Origin of the sequence: Streptomyces cinereoruber, from assembly GCF_009299385.1 — a bacterium.
GTDB lineage: Bacteria > Actinomycetota > Actinomycetes > Streptomycetales > Streptomycetaceae > Streptomyces > Streptomyces bikiniensis.
Genome location: NZ_CP023693.1, coordinates 5,021,891 through 5,044,129, shown reverse-complemented (window position 1 = coordinate 5,044,129; position 22,239 = coordinate 5,021,891). Strand labels below are relative to the sequence as shown.

General features: G+C 73.3%; 16 protein-coding genes. 7 read left to right on the top strand and 9 right to left on the bottom strand.

The features are described 5' to 3' along the window. Nucleotides 1–236: 236 nt before the first annotated feature. Together CP977_RS22875 and CP977_RS22870 are read right to left on the bottom strand one after the other, a co-directional pair. Nucleotides 237–3,689, bottom strand: a complete 3,453-nt coding sequence (locus CP977_RS22875) for an ATP-dependent helicase (RefSeq protein WP_079131038.1) — start codon at nt 3,687–3,689, stop codon at nt 237–239. 185 nt (nt 3,690–3,874) lie between these two features. After that, nucleotides 3,875–4,324 (bottom strand): MGMT family protein, encoded by a 450-nt coding sequence (locus CP977_RS22870; RefSeq protein ID WP_372460610.1) that lies wholly within the window; start codon nt 4,322–4,324, stop codon nt 3,875–3,877. A gap of 257 nt (nt 4,325–4,581) precedes the next feature. Between CP977_RS22870 and CP977_RS22865 the strand changes: the two genes are divergently transcribed. Both CP977_RS22865 and CP977_RS22860 read left to right on the top strand, forming a co-directional pair. Continuing rightward, nucleotides 4,582–7,302, top strand: a complete 2,721-nt coding sequence (locus CP977_RS22865) for a lysylphosphatidylglycerol synthase transmembrane domain-containing protein (protein WP_062752347.1) — start codon at nt 4,582–4,584, stop codon at nt 7,300–7,302. A 94-nt stretch (nt 7,303–7,396) separates the two neighbouring features. Continuing rightward, the gene (locus CP977_RS22860; protein WP_062752348.1) at nt 7,397–8,971 is read left to right on the top strand and encodes an alpha/beta hydrolase; all 1,575 of its coding nucleotides are present in this window, start codon (nt 7,397–7,399) and stop codon (nt 8,969–8,971) included. Nucleotides 8,972–9,126: 155 nt separating this feature from the next. Here CP977_RS22860 and CP977_RS22855 read toward each other — a convergent pair whose 3' ends face one another. Beyond that, on the bottom strand, nt 9,127–9,492 hold the full coding sequence (locus CP977_RS22855; RefSeq protein WP_062752349.1) for a PRC-barrel domain-containing protein: 366 nt from the start codon (nt 9,490–9,492) through the stop codon (nt 9,127–9,129). Nucleotides 9,493–10,583: 1,091 nt separating this feature from the next. Between CP977_RS22855 and CP977_RS22850 the strand changes: the two genes are divergently transcribed. The 4 genes from CP977_RS22850 to CP977_RS22835 all read left to right on the top strand — a co-directional run bounded on the left by CP977_RS22850 (nt 10,584) and on the right by CP977_RS22835 (nt 13,781). Beyond that, nucleotides 10,584–11,036: an SHOCT domain-containing protein gene (locus CP977_RS22850; RefSeq protein ID WP_062752350.1), complete on the top strand. Its 453-nt coding sequence runs from the start codon at nt 10,584–10,586 to the stop codon at nt 11,034–11,036. 158 nt (nt 11,037–11,194) lie between these two features. Further along, complete coding sequence (locus CP977_RS22845) at nt 11,195–11,620, top strand: DUF7144 family membrane protein (protein WP_062752351.1); 426 nt, start codon at nt 11,195–11,197, stop codon at nt 11,618–11,620. Nucleotides 11,621–11,815: 195 nt separating this feature from the next. Next, nucleotides 11,816–12,001: a CsbD family protein gene (locus CP977_RS22840; RefSeq protein ID WP_062752352.1), complete on the top strand. Its 186-nt coding sequence runs from the start codon at nt 11,816–11,818 to the stop codon at nt 11,999–12,001. A 160-nt stretch (nt 12,002–12,161) separates the two neighbouring features. After that, nucleotides 12,162–13,781: an MFS transporter gene (locus tag CP977_RS22835; protein ID WP_062756878.1), complete on the top strand. Its 1,620-nt coding sequence runs from the start codon at nt 12,162–12,164 to the stop codon at nt 13,779–13,781. Nucleotides 13,782–14,095: 314 nt separating this feature from the next. Here the strand turns inward: CP977_RS22835 and CP977_RS22830 are convergent, their stop codons facing one another. Next, nucleotides 14,096–15,289, bottom strand: coding sequence for an MFS transporter (locus tag CP977_RS22830; RefSeq protein WP_152370734.1), 1,194 nt, complete (start codon nt 15,287–15,289; stop codon nt 14,096–14,098). A gap of 86 nt (nt 15,290–15,375) precedes the next feature. On the opposite strand from CP977_RS22830, the gene CP977_RS22825 reads away from it, so the two are divergent. After that, nucleotides 15,376–15,834: a winged helix-turn-helix transcriptional regulator gene (locus tag CP977_RS22825; protein WP_062752354.1), complete on the top strand. Its 459-nt coding sequence runs from the start codon at nt 15,376–15,378 to the stop codon at nt 15,832–15,834. Nucleotides 15,835–15,974: 140 nt separating this feature from the next. Here CP977_RS22825 and moeZ read toward each other — a convergent pair whose 3' ends face one another. The 5 genes from moeZ to CP977_RS22800 all read right to left on the bottom strand — a co-directional run bounded on the left by moeZ (nt 15,975) and on the right by CP977_RS22800 (nt 22,149). Continuing rightward, nucleotides 15,975–17,153, bottom strand: a complete 1,179-nt coding sequence (moeZ, locus tag CP977_RS22820; protein ID WP_062752355.1) for an adenylyltransferase/sulfurtransferase MoeZ — start codon at nt 17,151–17,153, stop codon at nt 15,975–15,977. A gap of 63 nt (nt 17,154–17,216) precedes the next feature. Further along, nucleotides 17,217–17,963: a spherulation-specific family 4 protein gene (locus tag CP977_RS22815; RefSeq protein WP_062752356.1), complete on the bottom strand. Its 747-nt coding sequence runs from the start codon at nt 17,961–17,963 to the stop codon at nt 17,217–17,219. After that, a complete protein-coding gene (locus tag CP977_RS22810) occupies nt 17,951–18,922 on the bottom strand; it encodes an NAD-dependent epimerase/dehydratase family protein (RefSeq protein WP_062752357.1) in 972 nt (323 codons plus the stop codon). Before CP977_RS22810 ends, CP977_RS22815 begins: the two co-directional genes overlap by 13 nt. Nucleotides 18,923–19,061: 139 nt before the next feature. Further along, entirely contained in the window at nt 19,062–20,414 is a 1,353-nt protein-coding gene (locus tag CP977_RS22805) for a hypothetical protein (protein WP_229991389.1), read from the bottom strand. A 13-nt stretch (nt 20,415–20,427) separates the two neighbouring features. Beyond that, entirely contained in the window at nt 20,428–22,149 is a 1,722-nt protein-coding gene (locus CP977_RS22800) for a glycosyltransferase (RefSeq protein WP_152370733.1), read from the bottom strand. Nucleotides 22,150–22,239 lie beyond the last annotated feature (90 nt).

The window sequence follows — 22,239 nt, the reverse complement described above, 5'->3', positions numbered from 1 at the left end:
CGGTCGGACAGCGCGGGCCGGGAGCGGGTACCGGTGCCGGGCGTCCCGGGCTTCCCCGTACCGGGAGTTACGGCTGCCCGCCGCCGGGAGTTACGGGCGTCCGCCGTCGGGAGTTCCGGCGAGGGGCACCGGAGGCCGCGGGCGCCGTGCCCGCGCGCGTGACCGACCTCTCTTTCCGACGGGGCGTCACGCGCGCGTGGCTGGTCCGGGACCGACGCGGCTTCACGCGCGCGTGGCTACTCGATGACGTGCCGCCCCTCCGGCCGGGCGCTGCACGAGGCGCGGAAGGAGCAGGTGGTGCAGTGCTGGCCGGTGGTGGGGGCGAAGCGTTCGTCGAGGACCCGGCCGGCGGCGCCGGCCAGCAGTTCCCCGACCCACTCGCCGGACAGGGACTCCTGGGCCTGGACCTTCGGCAGGGCGTCGCCGCCCTCCTTCTTGGGGGCGGCCTGCCGCAGCTGTACGAGTTCGGCGCCGCCCGGCTCGGGGCGGCGCCCGTCGAAGACCTCGTCCAGGGCGCCCTCGCGGACGGCGAGCTGGTAGACGGCGAGCTGCGGGTGGCGGGCCACCTCGTCCTTGGTGGGGGCCGACTTGCCGGTCTTGAAGTCGACCACGTAGGCGCGGCCCTGCGCGTCGGTCTCGACGCGGTCCATGGAGCCCCGGATGCGGACCTCGTACTCCCCCGCCTCCAGGGTCACGTCGAAGTCGTGCTCGGAGGCGGCGGGGGCGCGGCCGCCGCGGTCCATGACGTGCCAGTTCAGGAAGCGTTCGAGCGCCACACGCGCGTTCTGCTTCTCCTGGGCCGACTTCCAGGGGGCGTCGAAGGCGAGGGCGTCCCAGACGGAGTCCAGGCGGGCCATGAGGACGTCGAGGTCGGCCGGGGTGCGGCCGGAGGCGACCTCGTCGGCGAGGACGTGGACGACGTTGCCGAAGCCCTGGGCCGCGGTGGCGGGGGTGTCGGCCTTGACCTCGCGGCCCAGGAACCACTGGAGGGAGCAGGTGCTGACGAGGTTGTCGAGGGAGCTGGGCGAGAGCGCCACCGGCCGGTCGCGGTCGCGGAGCGGGGCGGCGCTGCGGGTCGGTTCGAACAGGCCCCACCAGCGGTCCGGGTGCGCGGCCGGGACCAGCGGCTGGCCCTCGTCGTCGGTGAGGGCGGCGAGCCGGGCGAGGCGGTGGGCGGCGGCCTCGCGGAGCGCGGGCGAGGCCTCCGGGTCCACGGTGGTGGCGCGCAGCTCCGCGACCAGGGCGGAGACGGCGAGGGGGCGGCGGGGGCGGCCGGGGACGTCCTTCGGCTCGGCGCCGAACTCGGTGAGGAACCGGGACGGCTGGTCCCCGTCCTCGGCGGCGGCCTTCACGGCGGTGACGACGAGCCGGTCACGCGCGCGCGTGGCGGCCACGTAGAAGAGGCGGCGCTCCTCAGCGAGGAGGGCCCCGGGGGTGAGGGGTTCGGCCAGGCCGTCGCGGCCGATGCGGTCGGCTTCGAGGAGGGAACCGCGGCGGCGCAGGTCGGGCCAGAGGCCCTCCTGGACCCCGGCGACGACGACGAGGCCCCACTCCAGGCCCTTGGAGCGGTGCGCGGTCATGAGCCGGACGGCGTCCGGGCGGGTGTGGCGGCGGGTGAGGGTGTCGGCGGCGATGTCCTGGGCGTCGAGCTCTTCGAGGAAGTTGACGGCGCCCCGGCCGCCGACGCGCTCCTCGGCGCGGGCGGCGGTCTCGAAGAGGGCGCAGACGGCGTCGAGGTCGCGGTCGGCGTTCCGCCCGGCGGGGCCGCCGCGCAGGGCCGCGCGCTCCAGGCGGCCGGGCCAGGGGGTGCCCTGCCAGAGCTCCCAGAGGGCTTCCTCGGCGGTGCCGCCGGCGGCGAGCAGCGCCCGGGCCTTCTGGAGGAGCCTGCCGAGCCGCTGCGCGCCGTGGGTGTACGCGGGGTCGTGCGCGACGAGCCGCTCGGGCTCGGCGAGCGCGCGGGCCAGCAGGACGTCGGAGGGCGGCGGCACCTTGTTCCCGGCGGCCCGCTCCTCGTCCCGCAGCGCCCGTCCGAGGCGTCGCAGGTCGGCCGGGTCGACCCCGGCGAGCGGCGAGGCGAGCAGCGCGAGCGCGGTCTCGGTGTCGAGCCACCCGCCGTCGCCGTGACGGCCGGGACCAGCACCTGCGCCTGATGCATCGTCAGGAGCAGCCTCGGCCGGAGCCGCGTCGCCTCCCGGGCCCTCCGCTCGTACGACATCCCGGTCATACGCGGATGAATCACCCCTCACTGGCTCCCCCGTGGCGCCGGGTGCCGGGGCCGGTGCGTCCGGAGCGGAGCCGCCCGGCGCCCCCGCCCCCGACACCGCCCGCAGGGCGAGGAGCAGCGGGGCCACCGCCGGTTCGTGGCGCAGGGGCGTGTCCGCCGCGTCCGTCTCGACCGGAACGCCCGCCGAGGTCAGGGCGCGGCGGAGGGCGGGCAGGGAGGCGCCGGCGCGGGTGAGGACGGCCATGTCCTGCCACGGGACGCCGCCCTCCAGGTGCGCGCGGCGCAGCAGGTCGGCGATGTTCTCGGACTCCGCCGACGCCGTCGGGTAGGTGTACGCCTCCGCCAGGCCCCCGTCCCGTACCGCCGTCAGCTCCCGGTGGGCGCGGACCTTGTCGGCGGGGAGCCGGGGCATCGGCATCCGCCGGGCCAGCTCCCGGGTCGCGGCGAGGAGCCGCGCGCCGGAGCGGCGGGAGGCGCGCAGGACCCGGACGGGCGCGCCGCCGAAGGAGGCGGGGAAGTCGAGGATGCCGTTCACGTCGGCGCCCCGGAACGCGTAGATGGACTGGTCCGGGTCGCCGAAGGCGACGACCGTGCCGCGGCCGTCGCCCGCGAGCGCGTGCAGGAGCCGGACCTGCGCCGGGTCGGTGTCCTGGTACTCGTCGACGTACACCGCGTCGTACCGGGGCAGGGTCACGCTCCCGGCGAGCAGGACGGCCCGGTGGACCAGCTCCGTGTAGTCGAGGACGCCCTGGAGGTCGAGGACGTCGAGGTACTCGGCGAGGAAGCCGGCCGCCGCCTTCCAGTCGGGGCGGCCGACCCGGTCGGCGAAGCGGGCGAGGGCGTCCGGTTCGAGGCCCAGTTCCCGGGAGCGCGCGAGGACGGCCCGGACCTCGTCGGCGAAGCCCCGGGTGGTGAGACAGGCGCGCAGTTCGTCGGGCCAGCGGACCCCGCCGAGGCCGCTCCTCTCCAGGTCGATCTGGCCGGCGAGCAGCTCGCGGACCGCGAGGTCCTGTTCGGGTCCGGAGAGCAGGCGGAGGGGTTCCGCGAAGAGCCCGGCGTCCTGGTGGGCGCGGATCAGGGCGTAGCAGTACGAGTGGAAGGTGGTCGCCTGCGGCGGGCGGCGGCCGCCGAGCCGGGCGGCCATCCGGTCGCGGAGTTCGACGGCGGCCCGGCGGCTGAAGGTGAGGACGAGCAGGCGCTCGGGGTCGGCGCCCTTCTCCACGCGGGCCGCGACCGACTCGACGAGCGTGGTCGTCTTGCCGGTGCCGGGTCCGGCGAGGACCAGGAGCGGTCCGCCGTCGTGCTCAACCACTTCCCGCTGGGCCGCGTCCAGTCGAGGGGGATCCAGCGGGGCCGGCGCGGTGCGCACCAGTCGGTACGCGCCCGGGGTCCGCTGCCGCCCCGGACCCGGGTGCGGCTGTCCCTGGTGCGGCGGCGTACGCCGGGTGGTGGAGGAGGAGCTCACGTGGATCGCCGGTCCTGGTGGGTGTGGTGGTGCGGGTGAGGCGGCCGTGTGCCGTGGCCGTCCCGGAAGACGCGAACGACGACGTTACGCGAAGCCGGGCGGCGGCGAGCCGTACTCCGCACCGCTTCCCGCACGCCGTCCGGGCCGTCCGTCCCGCCCGGCCCGCGCCTCCTGGGCCGATGCCCTCACGTGTGAGTTCCGGCACCCCCGGGGGCGCCGTCACCGCCGTCGTTCGCCTCCGCGCCCGTCACGCCGTCCCACCGCGCCCGCCGCATGTCGATCCTGGGCACGTGCCCCTCGGCCGCCGGGCCCGCCTGCCGCAGCGGCGTGCCCTCCTCGCGGTAGTGGGCGAGCGCCCGGAGCTCGGCGCCGGGGAGCAGCGTGCCGTCCGCGCGGACCACGCGCCACCAGGGCGCCGCCCCGCCGTACAGGGCCATCACCCGGCCGACTTGGCGCGGTCCGCCCTCGTCCAGCCACTCGGCGACGTCGCCGTAGGTCATCACGCGGCCCGGCGGGATCGCGTCCGCGACGTCGAGCACCCGCTCCGCGTACGGGGGCAACTCCTCCGCCGCGTCCCCGGCCGGCTCCGCCGCCTCCCCGGGCAGCCCCTCCGGCTTCCTTCCCGCCTTCCCCACGGGCCCCTCCACCCTCGTCCGTCCCGTCCCACGGGCCCCTCGGGGCCCGGCCGCCCCATCCTGCCTCACAGCACCGACATGGCCCTGATGCCTCCGCCCGGCGGCTCTTCGTGCCACCATCGTGCGGGCGGTGACTGGTGATACGAGATCAAGAGCAACAAGGCCGACAAAAGCGTCAAGAGCGGCAAGACCGACAAGTAGAAGAACGCGTACGAGGACGTGACCGACACGGCGCGCAGGCGGAGACGGACAGGGTGATGGGGCAGGACACGCAGCCTCCCGAGGAGGGCAGGGCCGACGTGCCCGAGCGGGTCTCCGGCGACGAGCCGCTGCTCGCGGCCCGTGTCCACCGGCCCTCCGACCTGATGCGGCTGCTCGGCGGCCTGCTCGCGATCGCGCTGGTCCTCGCCGTGGCGGCGTTCGCCCACGCCACCACCTCGGGCCTGGAGAAGGACATCAACGAGGGTGCCGTCGGCGCCCCCGACGTCTTCGTCAAGATCGCCGGTCTCGTCTCCTCGATCGCCGTCCTCCTCGTCCCGGTCGCCTTCGCCATCGAGCGGCTGATCAAACGCGACGGCCTGCGGATCGCGGACGGCGTCCTCGCCGCCGTCCTCGCGCACGGCGTCACGCTCGCCACCGACCTCTGGGTCGCCGAGGCCGCGCCCGGCACGATCCGGGACGCGCTGACCCAGCCGCAGTCCGGGGGCGGCCTGACCGACCCGGTGCACAACTACCTCGCCCCCGTGATCGCGTACATGACCGCGGTCGGGATGGCCCGCAGACCCCGCTGGCGGGTGTCGCTGTGGGCGGTGCTGCTGCTCGACGCGTTCACGATGCTGGTGGCCGGGTACACCACGGCGCTCTCGATCGTCCTGACCGTCCTCATCGGCTGGACGGTGGCGTACGGCACGCTGTACGCGGTCGGCTCCCCGAACGTCCGGCCCACCGGGCAGACCCTCCTCGCCGGTCTGCGCCGGGTCGGCTTCCGGCCGGTGACGGCGCTGCGTGCGGAGGGCGTGCCCGACGCCGCCGACAGCGGGGACCGGGGCCGCCGGTACATCGTGACCCTGGAGGACGGGCCGCCGCTCGACGTCACCGTGGTCGACCGGGAGCAGCAGGCGCACGGCTTCTTCTACCGCGCGTGGCGGCGGATCACCCTGCGGACGATCACCACCCGCCGGTCCATCGTCTCGCTGCGCCAGGCCCTGGAGCAGGAGGCGCTCCTCGCGTACGCGGCGATCGCCGCCGGGGCGAACGCGCCGAAGCTGATCGCCACCTCGGAGCTCGGCCCGGACGCCGTGATGCTCGTGTACGAGCACATCGGCGGGCGCAGCCTGGACTCGCTGGACGACCACGAGATCACCGACGAGCTGGTCCGCAGCGCCTGGCGGCAGGTGAAGGCGCTCCAGTCGCGCCGGATCGCGCACCGCAGGCTCACCGGGGACGCGATTCTGGTGGATCGTTCCGGCAGGGTGGTCCTCACCGATCTGCGGGGCGGCGAGATCGCGGCCGGCGACCTGGTCCTGCGGATGGACGTCGCGCAGCTGCTCACCACCCTCGGCCTGCGGGTGGGGGCCGAGCGGGCGGTCGCCGCGGCCGTCGAGGTGCTCGGCCCGGACACGGTGGCGGACTGTCTGCCGCTGCTCCAGCCGATCGCGCTGAGCCGCTCCACGCGCGCGACGCTGCGGAAACTGGCCCGGGAGCGGTCGGCCCGGGAGCGCGAGGCCGTCCTCGCGGCCTCCGAGGCGGCCAAGCGCGAACGGGAGCTCGCCAAGGCCGAGGCCGCCGGCGGCTCCACCGTCGCGGACCGCGCGGCCGTGCCGGCCGGCACGCACACCGGAGCCAGAGCCGGGGTCAAGGCCGGTGCGAAAGCCGGAGCCAAGGCCGGGACCAAGGCCGAGAAGGCCGAGAAGAAGGCGGACAAGAAGGCCGAGAAGCGGGCCCTGGACACGGCCCTCGACGAGGCCCGCGAGGAGGACCTGCTCGCCCAGATCCGGCAGCAGGTGCTGCTGATCCGGCCGCAGGCCCCGGTGGAGCCGGTGCGCCTGGAGCGGATCAAGCCGCGGACCCTGGTCAGCCTGATCGCGGGCGCGGTCGCCGCGTACTTCCTGCTCTCGCAGGTCGCCAGCACCCCGCTGTCGACGATCAGCCAGGCGGACTGGCGGTGGGTGGCGGCGGCGGTGCTGTTCTCGGCGCTGAGCTACGTCGCGGCGGCGATGAGCCTGCTGGGCTTCGTGCCCGAGCGGGTCGGGTTCTGGCGGACGGTGGTGGCGCAGGTCGCCGGCTCGTTCGTGAAGATCGTCGCCCCGGCGGCGGTCGGCGGCGTCGCCCTGAACACCCGCTTCCTCCAGCGGGCGGGGGTCCGGCCGGGGCTCGCGGTGGCCAGTGTCGGCGCCTCGCAGCTCTTCGGCCTCGGGGCGCACATCCTGCTCCTGCTCTCCTTCGGCTATCTGACGGGGACGGAGAAGTCGCAGTCCTTCACCCCGTCGAGGACGGTCATCGCCGGGCTCCTCACGGTCGCGGTGCTCGTCCTGGTGGTGACGGCGATCCCGTTCATGCGCAAGTTCGTGTCGACCCGGCTGCGGTCGCTCTTCGCGGGCGTGGTGCCGCGCATGCTGGACGTGCTCCAGCGGCCGATGAAGCTGCTCACCGGCATCGGCGGGATGCTGCTGCTCACCGGCGCGTTCGTGCTCTGCCTGGACGCCTCGATCCGGGCCTTCGGCCACGACAGCCAGTCGATCAGCTACGCGAGCGTGGCCGTCGTCTTCCTCGCGGGCAACGCGCTCGGCTCGGCGGCGCCGACGCCGGGCGGTGTCGGCGCGGTCGAGGGCGCGCTCACCTTCGGTCTGGTGGCGGTGGGCCTCCCGCTGGAGGTCGCGACCCCGGCGGTGCTCCTCTACCGCCTGCTCACCCTGTGGCTGCCGGTCCTTCCGGGCTGGCTCTGCTTCAACTGGCTGACGAAGCGCGAGGCGCTGTAGGGGCGGTGCGGGGGCCGGGCGGTCCGACACGCCCGGGCCACCCGCATGGCCCCCCTCTCGCGCGAACACGCGGCCGACGGCCCACCATGGTTCCATGCCGACCTCCGCAGCCCACCGCGCCGCCCTGCTCGCCGCCACCGCCGTGCTGCTCGCCGCCGGGTGCTCGGACGGCGGGGACGACGCCACGGAGCCGCCGAAGGAGTCGGGGCCCAGCGGCCGCCCGGCGCTGACGGCGCAGAAGCTGTCCTGGGCGCCCTGCCCGCCGCCGTCCGCGGCCGAGGGCGGCGGGCCCGCGCCGTCCGCGCTGCCCGGCGGCGGCGCCTGGCAGTGCTCCTTCCTCCAGACCCCGCTCGACTGGTCGGAGCCGGACGGCGAGACCATCGAGCTGGCACTCATCCGGGCCCCCGCCCGGGACGCCTCCCGCCGGATCGGCTCGCTCGTCTTCAACTTCGGCGGCCCCGGCGGCTCCGGCGTCACCGGCCTGCCCAGCTTCGCCGAGGACTACGAGACCCTGCGCGGCCGCTACGACCTGGTCTCCTTCGACCCGCGCGGGGTGGGTCGCAGCGACCCCGTCGAGTGCCTCGGCGACAAGGAGCTCGACGCGTACTACGCCCTGGACTTCACGCCCGACGACGCGGCCGAGGAGCGGACGCTGTCCGACGCGCAGAAGAGGTACGCGGCCGGCTGCGAGAAGGACTCCGGCCCCTCCCTGCCGCACGTCGGCACCGAGAACGCCGCCCGGGACATGGACCTGATGCGCCAGGTCCTCGGCGACGAGAAGCTGCACTACTTCGGCATCTCGTACGGCACGGAGCTCGGCGGCGTCTACGCCCACCTCTTCCCGAAGAACGTCGGCCGGGCCGTCTTCGACGCCGTCGTCGACCCGGAGGCGGGCGTCGAGGACGGCGCCCTCGGCCAGGCGAAGGGCTTCCAGCTGGCCCTGGACAACTTCGCCCAGGACTGCGTGGACCGGGGCGACGAGTGCACGCTGCCCGGCTCCACCGTCGCCGAGATCGAGAGCTTCATCACCGACCTCCTGGCGTCCCTCGACAAGAAGCCGATCGCCGGCATCGGGGACCGGAAGCTGACCCAGACGCAGGCCACCAACGGCATCGCGCAGGCCCTGTACTCGAAGGAGTTCTGGACCTATCTGGAGCAGGGGCTCGACGCGGCCGACGGCGGCGACGGGGCGCTGCTGCTCTCGCTCTCCGACTCGATGAACGGGCGGAGCCAGAACGGCTCGTACAGCAACATCCAGGCCGCCAACGCCGCCATCAACTGCGTGGACTTCAAGGAGCGCTACACCCTCGGCCAGGCGAAGGAGCGGCTCGGCGAGTTCCGCGAGGCCTCCCCCGTCTTCGGTGACTTCATGGGCTGGTCGCTCGCGGGCTGCTCGCAGTGGCCGGTGCAGGGGGCCTGGGAGCACCCGGACGTCTCCGCGCCCGGCTCGGCGCCGATCCTGGTCGTCGGCAACACCGGCGACCCGGCCACGCCGTACGAGGGCGCCCGGGCCATGGTGAACGCGCTCGGCAAGGGCGTCGGCGTGGAGCTGACCTACGAGGGCGAGGGGCACGGCGCCTACAACGGCGGCAGCGCGTGCGTGAAGAAGGCGGTGGACGCGTACCTGCTGGACGGGAAGGTGCCGAAGTCCGGGACCGTCTGCAAGTGACGGCGCCCGCGGAGGACCCGCCGCCGGACATACCCGCCGGCCGTTCCTCCGAAGGCGCCGGGAAAGATCCCGGAAAGCGGAATTCCTGCCGGCCGGAACCCTTGGGGGTTCCGGCCGGCAGGAATTCCGGGGAAAACCGGGCCTCGGCCCGGGGGTCAGATCCGCGGGCCGTGGCCGTGGTAGTGGCTGCCGAGCTGGTCGTGGTAGTCCCGGTTGCCGAGGTGCTTTTCCTTGTCGAACTCGGGGGCGCTCTTGATCTCGTCCTTCGTGCGGGCGACGTGGACGGTCTCGTTGGCGGTGTCGACGTGCTTCACCGTGCCCGCCGGCAGCAGGACCTCCTTGCCGAAGATCCAGACGCCGGTGTCGACGACGATGTACTGCGAGTCGACGTCGTTGGAGTGCTTGTCGACCTTCCCGATGTGGCCGTCGGTCGCCTCGACGCGGTAGCCCGTCAGGTCCGTCCCGGCGTCGTAGCCGGAGGCCGGCCCGTAATTCCACACGTTGTTCTCGGGGGTGGTCACGAGAATCCTCCTGAATCGAATGCGATTTCCGGGATCTTGGGGTCTGGTCGTCCGACCGGCCCTGCACTCCGCCTCCCTCGGATCCAGCGAACCAAACCCTCGGATTTCCGGTTCGATTCGCCCGGGATTGGCGGGGTGCCCGGGAATCGGGTGACAGACGGCGACCTGTGGGTGCCGGTCGAGTCGCTGCTGCCGCCCCGCCCGGCCAGGCCAGGGAAGCCTCCCGGCCCGCGGCCGGTGCCGGTGCGGCGGTACCCGCAGGGCGTCCTGCACGTGCCCACGAGGACATCGCCCGGCAACCACCGCTCCCGGAGCCCGGATCCGGCTCCGGTCGGGCCTGTCGGCGGCGGCTGGAGCAGTGACAGGAGGCCGGGGTCTTCGACCAGCCGCCACGAACCCCACGACACCTTCACCTCACCGGCCCACAGCCCCGACCGCCGGCGACAGCCCAAGAAGCACCGATCATGATCGCGAGCGAGCGGACAACTGCGGGTCGGCGGTTCAGGATCCGAGGTCGCAAGATCGTGTCACGAGTTCTTCGGGTTGCTGCTGCGCGGCCGGTCACGCGGAGGACAAAAGGGGTGGATCAGGCTACGGTCAATAGGAGCATATCGGGCTCGACGGTTATTGTGTTCCTGAACTGAATAGCAGGTGCCTGCAGGTCGGGCAATGCCGTTCGGATGATCGCCCGGTTCCCGCTCGCAGGCCGCCCGCCTTGCCTTTGCCCGAAGTCGGCCCACTCCGTTCTCGGCGGAGCTACGGCGAATACCGGAGAAGCCCGGAGGAGCTGCCGCACCGGCGCCCGGTTGCCGTCCTCGGCGGCAGGCGCCGGCATTGTGATGCCGGCGCCTGCCGCCGAGTCCGCCCGGGTGCTTGGCCGGCTGCACGGCCCCCAGTTCGTCCTCCTGGGCCCGACCGAGACCGCACTCGTCCCGGCACGGCACTCGACCTCGCGCAGAACGCCGATACCACCCGCCCCGGAGGCTTCCGCAGTCCGGCCTGAAAGCCGTACTGCCACGCGAACGGCCGGAACGGTGGCAGACGCTTCGGCCCGAACGGCAGCCGCCGCAGTTCCGAAACGGAGAGGGAATATGTATCTGGCCTACGACTTTCCACTGCTCAGCGTGTTCTGGAGCATGCTCTGGTTCTTCCTCTGGATCCTGTGGTTCATTCTGCTCTTCAGGATCATCACGGACATCTTCCGCGATCATGACATGAACGGATGGGCCAAGGCGGGTTGGCTGGCCTTCGTCGTCCTGCTCCCGTTCCTGGGAATCCTGGTGTACGTGATCGCCCGGGGCAAGGACATGGGCCGCCGCGAGATCGCACAGGCACGCGCCCAACAGCAGGAATTCGACTCCTACATCCGCAAGACAGCCACCGGTTCGGCACGCTCCGGCAGCGTGGACGAGCTGGTCAGGCTCTCCGAGCTGCGCTCGAAGGACGCCATCACCGACGAGGAGTTCCGCCGGGCGAAGGCCTTGATCCTGACTGACGACCAACCCGCTGCCGCACAGCCTTCACCGCCCGCCGCGGGCCACTGAACCCTCATGGATCCGCTCCCCGTCAGGAGCGGCCCCACGGGAACAACTGCCCAGCAGGTACGAGGCCCGTCTCCTGCACAGCCACACCACCAGAACAACCCCCCACACGAAAGGCGAGGCTTCCGCACCCGTACCATCACGAAGCGAGGCATCACCCTGTGACGACCACACACCCCGCACGTTCCGTCGGTTCCGCCCGTCAGGCATGGGCGGGAGGGCTCACCGTCTTCGCCGCCGTCATGCTCGGCATCACCGGACTCGTCGGCGTCTTCAGAGGAATCATGGCCATCGCCGAGGACGACGTCTTCCTCACGACGCCGAACTACGTGTTCGAGTTCGACCTGACGTCATGGGGCTGGATTCACCTGATCCTGGGCATCGTCGCCCTTGTGGTGAGCTTCGGTCTCTACACGGCGGCCACATGGGCGCGCGTCACCGGCGTGGGCATCGCGGGGCTCGTCATCATCGCGAACTTCCTGTCACTGCCCTACTATCCGGCCTGGTCAATCCTGATGATCGCCATGTCCGCAGTCGTCATCTGGGCCCTGTGCACGGTCAGGCGCGACGACACCGTCCCGCGCTGACCGCTCAGAGCTCCTCCCGTGCCGCCGTACCCCGTGGCAGGCACTGCGCCTGCCGCGGTCGGCCGCCGAGGCGAAACGGTATGGACCATCACCGAGTGAGAAGGAAGACTCCCGCCGCTGAAGTTTTTCTCTTACCGCCGCGGTGAAGCCGGAACCGACCAATCAGTTGGATTCCCTGGACAAGGGAGCGTGAAGATGAGCAGCGCCACGGACAAGCTCAAGGGAAAAATCAAGGAGATCGCCGGGAAGGCCGTCGGCGACCGACGGCTGGAGACCGAGGGGAAAACGGACCAGGCGAGAGCAAAGACCCAGGAAGCCGTAGAGGAGGTTCGCGAGCGCACCCGGGGCATCAGGGACTCGTTCAAGCGGAAGCGCTCCTGATGCGGACCGGCATGGAAGAGTTGCCCCGCTCGGTCCTGTCGATATCGAAACCCGGTCGCACAATCCGCCCTCGATCGAGCCGAACCCTTCCCGATAGGCCTGCCGGCCTGGACGGCGGGTCGTACGAAGCCTTCCCCGGGCGGCTGGAACGATGCTGCTCATGGCATCCAGAACGGGCACGGGTGAAGGTACCGAAAAGAAGTCGATCGTCCTGCTGACCCTGGCGGCCGGCCAGTTCCTGATGGCGCTCGACAGCTCTGTCATGAACGTCTCCATCGCGACAGTCGCGGAGGATGTCGGCACGACAGTGGCGGGAATCCAGGGAGCCATTACGGCCTACACCCTGGTGATGGCGATGTTCATGATCCCCGGCGGTAAAACCGGAGCGCTGATCGGCCGCAAACGCGCGTTCATGATCGGATGCGTCGTCTACGGATGCGGCTCCCTCACCACTGCCCTCGCACCCAACCTTCTCGTACTGCTCATCGGCTGGGCATTTCTGGAAGGTGTCGGGGCCGCGCTGATCCTTCCGGCGATCGTGGCGCTCGTGGCGGGCAACTTCAGCGAGAAGCGCCGACCCGCCGCCTACGGAATGGTCGCCGCCGCCGGCGCCATCGCCATCGCGGTCGGACCGCTCGTCGGCGGCGTCGCCACCACGTACTTCTCCTGGCGATGGGTGTTCGCCGGCGAAGTCCTCGTCGTCCTGGGAATCCTCCTCCTCGCCCGCCCGATCGTCGATGCGGTCAGTGAGGAACGCCCACGCATCGACCTCATCGGCACACTGCTCTCCGCCCTGGGACTCGGAAGCTTCGTCTACGGTGTGCTCCGCTCCGACGAGTGGGGCTGGTTCAGGCCCAAACCTGACGCGCCCGTACTGTTCGGGATCTCCTCGACCGTATGGCTGATGCTGCTGGGCATCGCGCTCACCTGGCTGTTTCTCCGCTGGGAAGCCCGCCTGGTGAAGCAGCACAAGGAACCGCTTCTCAACCCCGCCATGCTCCAGAACAAGCAACTGAGCGGCGGGCTGACGATGTTCTTCTTCCAGTACCTCGTCCAGATGGGAGTGTTCTTCGTCGTCCCGCTCTACCTGTCGGTCGCCCTGGGTCTGTCCGCACTGGCCACCGGCGCCCGGCTCCTACCGCTCTCGGTGGCCCTGCTCGCTGCCGCGGTCCTCATCCCGCGCCTCCTGCCCGACGTCTCACCCCGCCGTGTCGTACGCCTCGGAGTCCTCGCACTGCTTGTCGGCGCGGTGATCCTGATGGCCGCACTCGATGTGAGCGCCGGTGCGGAAATCATCACGATTCCCATGCTTCTCATCGGTCTCGGGATGGGCGCGCTCGCCTCCCAGCTGGGATCGATCACCGTCTCCGCACTGCCGGAAGAACAGAGCACAGAAGTCGGAGGCGTCCAGAACGCGGTCACCAACCTCGGCGCCTCCATCGGCACCGCGCTCGCCGGATCAATCCTGATCGCCTCGCTCACCTCCTCCTTCCTGACGAGCATCGAACAGAACCCGGCAGTCCCGGCCGGCGTCAAGAACCAGGCCGCCCTCGAACTCCAAAGCGGCGCCCCTTTTCTCTCCGACACCCAGCTGCGCAGTGCTCTCGCTGACGCCGGGGTCAGCGAGGAGCTGGCACAAGAAGCTCTGGACGCGAATACCGCAGCACGACTCGACGGACTGCGTGCCGCACTCGCCGTTCTCGCCTTCGCCGCGCTCATCGCCCTCTTCTTCACCCAACGCATCCCTGCCGCCCAGCCCGGCTCCACCAAGAGCTCGTAGCGCGATCATGATCGGTGCTTCTTGGGCTGTCGCCGGCGGTCGGGGCTGTGGGCCGGTGAGGTGAAGGTGTCGTGGGGTTCGTGGCGGCTGGTCGAAGACCCCGGCCTCCTGTCACTGTTCCAGCCGCCGCCGACAGGTCCGACCGGAGCCGGATCCGGGCTCCGGGAGCGGTGGTTGCCGGGCGATGTCCTCGTGGGCACGTGCAGGACGCCCTGCGGGTGCCGCCGCACCGGCACCGGCCGCGGGCCGGGAGGCTTCCCTGGCCTGGCCTGGCCGGGCGGGGCGGCAGCAGCGACTCGACCGGCACCCACAGGTCATCGTCCACGATCCACGGCCGGCACGGAGGTCCGCGTCGTCACGGGAAGCCGTTCGCCGGTCGCCCGAACGAGCAGCGCGCAGGCCGCGAATCCGGCCCCGAGGAGGCTGGAGCCCGCCCAGCCGTAGGCGCTGAAGAGGGCGGTGGTCGCGGCCGCGCCGAGGGCGGAGCCGAGCGAGTAGAAGACCATGTAGCCGCCGATGACGCTGCTGAGGCGATCCGGATGCGCGGCGGTGAGCAGGTGCTGGTTGCTCACGTGCACGGCCTGGACCGCGAAGTCGAGGACCACGATTCCCGCTACGAGGAGCCACAGCGACCACGGCAGCTGCGCGATCGCCGCCCACGAGAGGATCAGCAGGGCGAGCGCGAGACCGGTGACCGGGCCGGCCCGCCCCGCGTCCGCCCACCGTCCCGCGCGTGCCGCGCCGAGCGCGCCGGCGAGTCCGGCGATGCCGAACAGCCCGATCCCGCTCTCGCTCAGCCGCCACGGCGCGTCCGCCAGCGGCAGGGCGAGGCCGCTCCACAGGGTGCCGAACGACGCGAACAGGAAGAACGCGACGAGTCCGCGCGTCAGGAAGGCGCGCTGCCCGAACAGCCCGCCGAGCGAGACGACGACCTGCCGGTACCCGGCGGGCGGGCCGGGGCGCTCCTCCGGCGGCAGGGCCGCGAGGACGAGGGCCGCGAGGACGAGCGAGAGCACCGCGAGCACGGCGTAGACGCTCCGCCAGCCCCACACCTCGGCGAGCGTGCCGGTGACGACCCGCGCGCCCAGGATGCCGACCACGACGCCCGAGGTCACGACGCCGATGTTCCGTCCGCGTTCGGCGGGCGGCGAGACCGACGCGGTGTAGGCCACCGCGGTCTGCACCACGACCGCGAAGACCCCGGCCGTCGCGAGCCCCGCGAACGCCACCCACGCGGCCGGCGCCGAGGCCGTCAGCGCCGTGCCCGCCGCGGTGACCGCCAGGTGCGCGGCGACGAGCCGGCGCCTGTCGACCACGTCGCCGAGCGGCACCAGCAGCAACAGCCCTGCCAGATAGCCGAACTGGCCGGCCGCGACGATCCACCCCGCGAGTCCCGCCGGCACGCCGAGGTCGCGTCCCATCGACTCCAGAACCGGCTGTGCGGCGTAGACGCTCGCCACGGCGACGGCGCACACCGCGGCCAGCAGTGACCGGCGCCATGCGTCCATCGTGCCCCCTCCCGATCAGTAGCAGATCGCAACCGATTCGACCGTACGGCATGATGGTTTCAATTCGCAACTCATTGGGAGGTGCCATGTCGCGTGCCACCACGCGCACCCCGGACGCCGGCTGGACCGACCCCGAATGCCCCGTCGCCCGTACGCTCGACCTCGTCGGCGACAGGTGGAGCCTCCTCGTCGTCCGCGACGCGATGGACGGGGCGCGGTCGTTCACCGAGTTCCAGCGACGCACCGGCATCGCGCGCAACATCCTCACCGACCGCCTCCGCAAGCTCATCGCCCACGGACTGCTCGCCCGGCGCACCGCGCCGTCGGGCCGCCGCCAGGAGTACGTGCTCACCGAAGCCGGCCGCGACCTCTTCCCCGTGGTCCTCACCCTGCGGCAGTGGGGAGAACGCCACGCCTTCGCCCCGGGCGAGGCCCGCTCCACCCTGGTCGACCGGCACGGCGACCCCGTGCCGGAGGTCGCGCCGACCGGCGCCGACGGCACCTCCCTCGATGCCGACACCACCCACGTGCGGAAGGCCGGGTAGAACCGGCGGGAAGCGGCCCCCGGCATCCTTCGACCTCGCCGGACAAGACGAAGGCCGGGGGCCGTTCACCACGAGGATCCTCGTGGTGAACGGCCCCCGGCCGCTGTCGTGAACGCTCGGGCGGGCCCTTGGGGCGTGTCCTAGTAGACCGGCTTCTCGGGCTCGATCTGGTGGACCCAGCCGATCACGCCGCCGCCGACGTGCACCGCGTCCGCGAAGCCCGCGGACTTGAGCACGGCGAGGACTTCCGCACTGCGGACACCCGTCTTGCAGTGCAGGACGATCCGCTTGTCCTGCGGGAGGTCCTGGAGGGCGGTGCCCATCAGGAACTCGTTCTTGGGGATCAGACGGGCGCCGGGGATCGAGACGATCTCGTACTCGTTCTGCTCGCGGACGTCGATGATGTCGATGCTCTCGCCGTCGTCGATCCACTCCTTGAGCTGCTTGGGAGTGATCGTCGCGCCGGCCGCCGCCTCCTGGGCCTCCTCGGACACGACGCCGCAGAAGGCCTCGTAGTCGATGAGCTCGGTGACGGTCGGGTTCTCGCCGCAGACCGCGCAGTTCGGGTCCTTGCGGACCTTGACCTGGCGGTACTGCATCTCCAGGGCGTCGTAGATCATCAGGCGGCCGACCAGCGGGTCGCCCACGCCGGCCAGGACCTTGATGGCCTCGGTGACCTGGATGGAGCCGATGGACGCGCAGAGCACGCCCAGGACGCCGCCCTCGGCGCAGGACGGGACCATGCCCGGCGGCGGGGGCTCCGGGTAGAGGCAGCGGTAGCAGGGGCCGTACTCGGACCAGAAGACCGAGGCCTGGCCGTCGAAGCGGTAGATCGAGCCCCACACGTACGGCTTGTTGAGCAGCACGCAGGCGTCGTTCACCAGGTAGCGGGTGGCGAAGTTGTCCGTGCCGTCGACGATCAGGTCGTACTGGCCGAAGATCTCCAGCACGTTGTCGGCTTCGAGCCGCTCCTCGTGCAGGATCACGTTCACGTACGGGTTGATGCCCAGGACGCTGTCGCGCGCCGACGCGGCCTTGGAGCGGCCGATGTCGGCCTGGCTGTGGATGATCTGGCGCTGGAGGTTCGACTCGTCGACCTCGTCGAACTCCACGATGCCGAGCGTGCCCACGCCGGCGGCGGCCAGGTACATCAGCGCCGGCGAGCCGAGGCCGCCGGCGCCGACGCACAGCACCTTGGCGTTCTTCAGCCGCTTCTGCCCGTCCATCCCGACGTCCGGGATGATCAGGTGGCGGGAGTACCTGCGGACCTCGTCTACGGTGAGCTCGGCGGCCGGCTCGACCAGGGGTGGCAGCGACACGGGGACTCCGGTGGTCGGTATGTCAGTACGGTTGTTCTCCCCGTAACACTGCCACGCCCCTTCTCATTCCGAGACACCCGGTCCGATCCGCGAGACGATTTCGTCCCAGTAGCCGGGCAGCGAGTGAAACGGGTCGGTTTGTCCCGGGCGGCCGGGACGGTCGGTGAAGAAGATCGTCCCGGCGCCCTGCCAGCGGGCGATCCGCAGCGCCTCGTCGAGGTGGGTGCGGGGGACGCCGTGCACGAGGTGCACGAACTTCGTCTCCGCGTACTCGGCGGTCCACTCGGCCACCTGCGACCAGCGGTAGTCCGACCAGGCGCCGGAGAAGGTGACGAGTTGGTCCGCGGTCTCGGCGTACCCGGGGTGCGGGTGGGTGCCGTGGCCGAGGACGAGGTGGGCCTCGCCGCCGAGGACGGTCTCCAGGGTGGCGCAGACCCGCCGCACCCCGGCCAGGTCGGCCCGGTCGGCGGGGCAGCGGTCCAGGTAGTAGCCGTCCACCTTGTACCAGTCGAGGAAGCGGTGCGCGTCCGTGACCAGCTCCCCGAAGGGCCGGGAACCGTGGGCGGCGTCCAGGTGCCCGAGGACCCTGACCCCGGCGGCGCGGAGCTTCCCGGCCGCCTCCAGGCAGTGCGGGTCGGGGCGGCTGCCCGGCCCGTCCGCGACGTTGAGCACGGCCCAGTGCAGGGGGGTGCCGGGGCGGGTCAGCTCGGCCCACTCGACGGGGGCGAGCAGCGGGTGGGCGTAGCCGGGGACGCCCACCCCCAGGGCCTGGACCGCTCCGGTGGCCGTGGTGCCCGTCAGATGCGACACGCCGCCTCCATCCAGATGTCGGCGAGCGACTCCTCCAGGTTGATCCGGGGGCGCCAGCCGAGCCGGTCGCGGGCGGTGCGCACGTCGGCCTGCTGCCAGGGCCCGCAGCCGTCGGGGTACGGGTAGGGGGCGGAGGCCAGTTGGTCGGCGATGGTCCCCTCGGTGCGGGGGGCGCCGATCATCGGGCGCTGCGGGATGCCGTGCGGGGCGTCCAGCTCGTTGAGGTTGCCGGCGTAGCCGGCGACCCGGGCGAGGACGGCGGCGGCGTCGCGGAGCCGGACCGCGCGGCCGGTGCCGATGTTGACGACGCCCTGGGCGGCGGAGAGCGAGGCGGCGTGGACGGCCCGCGCCACGTCCCGTACGTCCACGAAGTCCCGCTGCACGCCGAGGCCGCTGAGCTTGAGCTCGCCGTCCCCGGCCTGCATGGCCCGGCGCATCGCCTCGGCGAGGCGGCCGAGCGGGGAGCCGGCGGGGGTGCCGGGGCCGACGGGCGAGAAGACCCGCAGGACGACGGCGTCGAGGCCGGAGCCGAGGACGAGTTCGGTCGCGGCCAGCTTGGACACGCCGTACGGGCCGCCGGGGCGGGGCACGGCGTCCTCGGCGGTGGAGGAGCCGGGCTGGCTCGGCCCGTACTCCGAGGCGCAGCCGACCTGGACGAGCCGGGCGCCGCAGCCGCTGCGGCGCAGGGCCTCGCAGACGGTGGCGACGGCGACGGTGTTGTGCCGGGTCAGGTCGCGGGCGCCGCCGCGGGTGGCGCCCGCGCAGTTGACGACGACTCCGGGGTGGACGGCGTCGAGGAAGCGGGTCAGCGCGCCGGGGCTGCCGGACGCGAGGTCGAACCGCACGTCGGCGTCGTCGCCCCGGCCCAGGGCGGTGAGGTGGACGGCCGGGTCGGCGAGCAGCCGGTCGGCGACGAAGCGGCCGATGAAGCCGTTGGCTCCGAGCAGGAGGACCCTCATCGCGCGGCCCCTTCGTGCCGACCGGCCGTTCCTCGGGATTGCGGGGTCATGGTCTTCGTTCTCCTTGCGGGGTGATGAGGGGTGGTGGGAGAGGGGGCGGAGCACGCCCGCGGCGTCGGCTCCGCGGGTGTGCGGGGGTTCACGGGGTGGTGTGGGCCGAGGCCCGGGCGAGGGAGCCGGTCGCGTGGGCCAGGAGGCCGAGCGCGGCGGCGCCGCAGACGAGGGTGGGGACGGCCCCGGGACCCCAGGCGTCGGTGACGGCGCGCACCGGGACGGCGAGCGCGTCGAAGCCGGGGACGGGGAGGCGGGAGGAGAGGACGCTCGCGAGGGCGAGGACCTCGGCGGCGCAGGCCGCGGCGAGGGCGGCCGAGGCCGTCTCGGGGTGGCCGTGGACGGTGAGGAGGCGGGCGAGCAGCAGGAGCGCGCCGAGGGCGAGGGCCCCCGGGCCGGCCCCGGTGGGGAGGAGGAGGGCGGCGAGGGCGAGGAGTTGGAGGCTCACGGTGCCGAGGAGCAGCGGCCGGACGGCGGCGGCGAAGTCGGCGAGACCCCGGCTGTCGGCGATCCGGCGGCGGGCCCGGCGGGCGAAGAGGTGGGCGCACCAGGCGGCGGGGGCGACGGCGAGGGCGAGGCCCAGGAGGGGGCCGGGGGTGAGCTCCCAGAGGTCGTCGGGGCCGCCGGTGAGCACCTCCGCGAGGAGGCCGTCGCCGCCGACCGCGTACGCCAGGAGCCAGAGGGCCCAGAGCCGGGCGGCGGGCACGGTCCGGCCGCCGGGCGCGCGCAGGGGGCCGTGCCGGACGGCGAGGAACAGCGCCCCGCCGAGGGCGAGGGCCCCGGCGGCGCCGACGGCGGCGCGCACGGGCCCGTGGGTGAGGGCGAGTCCGAGCCAGGCGAGCGCGGCGACGGCGCCGGGCGCGAGCACGGCGAGCGCCCAGGGGGCGACGGGCTCGGGCCGGTCCTCGGCGACGCGGACCTCCTCCGGGCGGCGCGGCACGCGCGCGTACAGCTCCTCGGCGAGCGAGAACACGTCCCGGTGCCGGTAGCGTGCGGCGGTCCGGTCGGTGAACCCCTGCGCTTCGAGCCCGGCGGCCACCTCCAGCGGATCGACGGCCCGCTCGCACAACTCCCGGTGCCGGTGCAGAAGCACTTTGACGGGGTCGGCGGTGCCGTGCCGGGGGCGGGGGGCGGGGGGCGCGGGCTTTACAGCCGGGGCCTCGGGCTTCACGGCCGGAGGCGTGGGCGGCGTGCTCGGTGTGGCGCGGTCCATCGGGGGTTCGTGGGCGGGCGGCGGTTCGGCGGGGCGTTCCTCGCGGTTCTCCTGGAGCGCGGGGTCGGTCGGGTGGGGCCGCGGGGGTGTCGCCGTGGCCGCCCCCGGGGCCCGGACTATCCCGGACGGGGGTTCCTCGACGGCGGCCGTGAGGGCGGGGGTGCCGAGGAGGACCTCGGCGCGGGCGTCCCGGGCTCCGGGGCTCGTCGGGGCGGCGGGGCCGCGCATGGGGGTGTCTCCTTCAGGCATCGGGCGCTCCCGTGCCCGCGGTCACGGCCCGGGGGGTCCAGCTGCCCGGCACGTGCGCCTCGGCGGGGTGGGCGAAGAGGGCTCCGTCCCCGGGCCGGTGGCGGACCGGCGCGTGGGAGAGGAGTTCGAGGTAGATGCCGCGGAACGCGGCCAGGTTCTGCTCGACGGTGAAGAGTTCGAGCGCGCGGGCGCGGGCGGCGGCCCCGAGCCGGTACCGCCGCTCGGGGTCGCGCAGCAGCGCGAGGCACGCGTCGGCGAGCGCCCGGGGGTTGCGCGGGGGCACGACGAGCCCGGTGCCGCCGATGATCTCGACGACCGCGCCGACGTCGGTCGAGACGGTGGCCCGCGCGCAGAACATCGCCTCGACGAGCCCGGCCGGGAAGCCCTCGACGACGCTGGAGAGGACGACGACCGCGCCGGAGGCGTAGGTGTCCTCCAGGGTGGGCGCCTCGGGGCCGCCCAGCTCCTCGAAGGAGACGGGGTTCTCGCCGACGGCGTGCGCCCCGGCGGCCTCGTCGGGGAAGAGCTGCGCCGCGAGCGCCCTGCACTGGGCGAGGTACGGCTCGGCACCCGGGTCCCGTACGGGGACGGTGACGATCCGCAGCCGGGCGTCGGGCTGCCGCGTCCTGATCTCGGCGAAGGCGTGCAGCAGGGCGACGAGGTCCTTGGCGGGCTCGGCGCGGCCGACCCAGACCAGGGTGGCCGGGTCGCCGCTCTCCTCGTCCTCGCCGACCCCGTCGAAGCGGTCGGCGGCCATGCCGGGGTGGACGGTGCGGACGCGGTCCCGGTCGGCGCCGCACCTCTCCTGCCAGCGGCGGGTGTGGGCGTTGCCGGGGGTGAGCAGGGCGGCCTGCCGGTAGACCTCGGCGGCGAGCCGTCCGTGGAGGGCGGCGAGCAGGGTGCGCAGGGGCGCGGAGCGGTCGGCGCCGGCGGCCGAGAGGTAGTGGGCGCGGAGCTGGACGCCGTACTCGGTGACGAGCAGCGGGGTCCCGAAGAAGTGTCCGGCCAGGAGTCCCGGGAGGGCGGTGGTGCCTCCGGCGGCGGCGTGGCAGAGGTCGGCCGCGCCGAGGGCGTCCTCCTCGTACCAGTCGAGGGAGAGGGGGCGCAGGACCCCTTCCAGGTGCTCGGCGAAGGCGAGGTGGTCGGGGAGTCCGGCGGCGGCCGCGCCCCGGCGCGCGCCGGGCGCGCGGCAGGCGGCTTCGAGGGCGCGGACGGCGTCGTCGGAGCGGAGCGCGCCGGGCAGTCCGCCGCGCTCGCGGGCGAGTTCGGCGAGCGCGTAGAGCCCTTCGGCGAAGGCGGCCGCGCCTCCCGGCTCCCCCACGTCGGCCGCGCCCGAGCCCCCGGCACCCGCCGTGCTCACTCCCCGCGCGCCCCCCGTACCCTCCGCCTCCTCCGCGCAGAGGCCCGTCGCGAGGCGCTCGTACGCCTCGGTGAAGCGGCGCCGGTCGCGGCGGCCGTAGGCGCGGCGGGCGGCGCGGGCCGTGCCGAGCGCGGCGCGTTCGAGGAGGTTCCCGGAGGCGCCCTCGGGGTCGGCGGCGCGGACGAGCCGGGCGTTGGGGGGCAGCGGGAGGGAGGCGCCGGCGGCGGACGGGCGGCCGACGGCGTACAGGTCGAAGCGGTGCTGCCCGAGTCCGCGCACGAGCCGCTCGCACCAGACCCCGGACTCACCGACGGCGTACGGGTAGCCACCCTCCGTGAGCAGTCCGATCCGCACGAGTGCACCCCCGATCTCCCTTGACGGCGGCCACCGTTGGTCCGGTGACTCGCAGCGGGAAGAACGTAAACAAAGAAGTCGGTGGTACGA

Coding starts and splice junctions, on each gene's coding strand:
- CP977_RS22865 (WP_062752347.1), top strand. CDS start 4,582: ATGGGGCAGGACACGCAGCCTCCCGAGGAGGGCAGGGCCGACGTGCCC.
- CP977_RS22860 (WP_062752348.1), top strand. CDS start 7,397: ATGCCGACCTCCGCAGCCCACCGCGCCGCCCTGCTCGCCGCCACCGCC.
- CP977_RS22850 (WP_062752350.1), top strand. CDS start 10,584: ATGTATCTGGCCTACGACTTTCCACTGCTCAGCGTGTTCTGGAGCATG.
- CP977_RS22840 (WP_062752352.1), top strand. CDS start 11,816: ATGAGCAGCGCCACGGACAAGCTCAAGGGAAAAATCAAGGAGATCGCC.
- CP977_RS22835 (WP_062756878.1), top strand. CDS start 12,162: ATGGCATCCAGAACGGGCACGGGTGAAGGTACCGAAAAGAAGTCGATC.
- CP977_RS22830 (WP_152370734.1), bottom strand. CDS start 15,289: ATGGACGCATGGCGCCGGTCACTGCTGGCCGCGGTGTGCGCCGTCGCC.
- CP977_RS22825 (WP_062752354.1), top strand. CDS start 15,376: ATGTCGCGTGCCACCACGCGCACCCCGGACGCCGGCTGGACCGACCCC.
- CP977_RS22810 (WP_062752357.1), bottom strand. CDS start 18,922: ATGAGGGTCCTCCTGCTCGGAGCCAACGGCTTCATCGGCCGCTTCGTC.
- CP977_RS22805 (WP_229991389.1), bottom strand. CDS start 20,414: ATGCGCGGCCCCGCCGCCCCGACGAGCCCCGGAGCCCGGGACGCCCGC.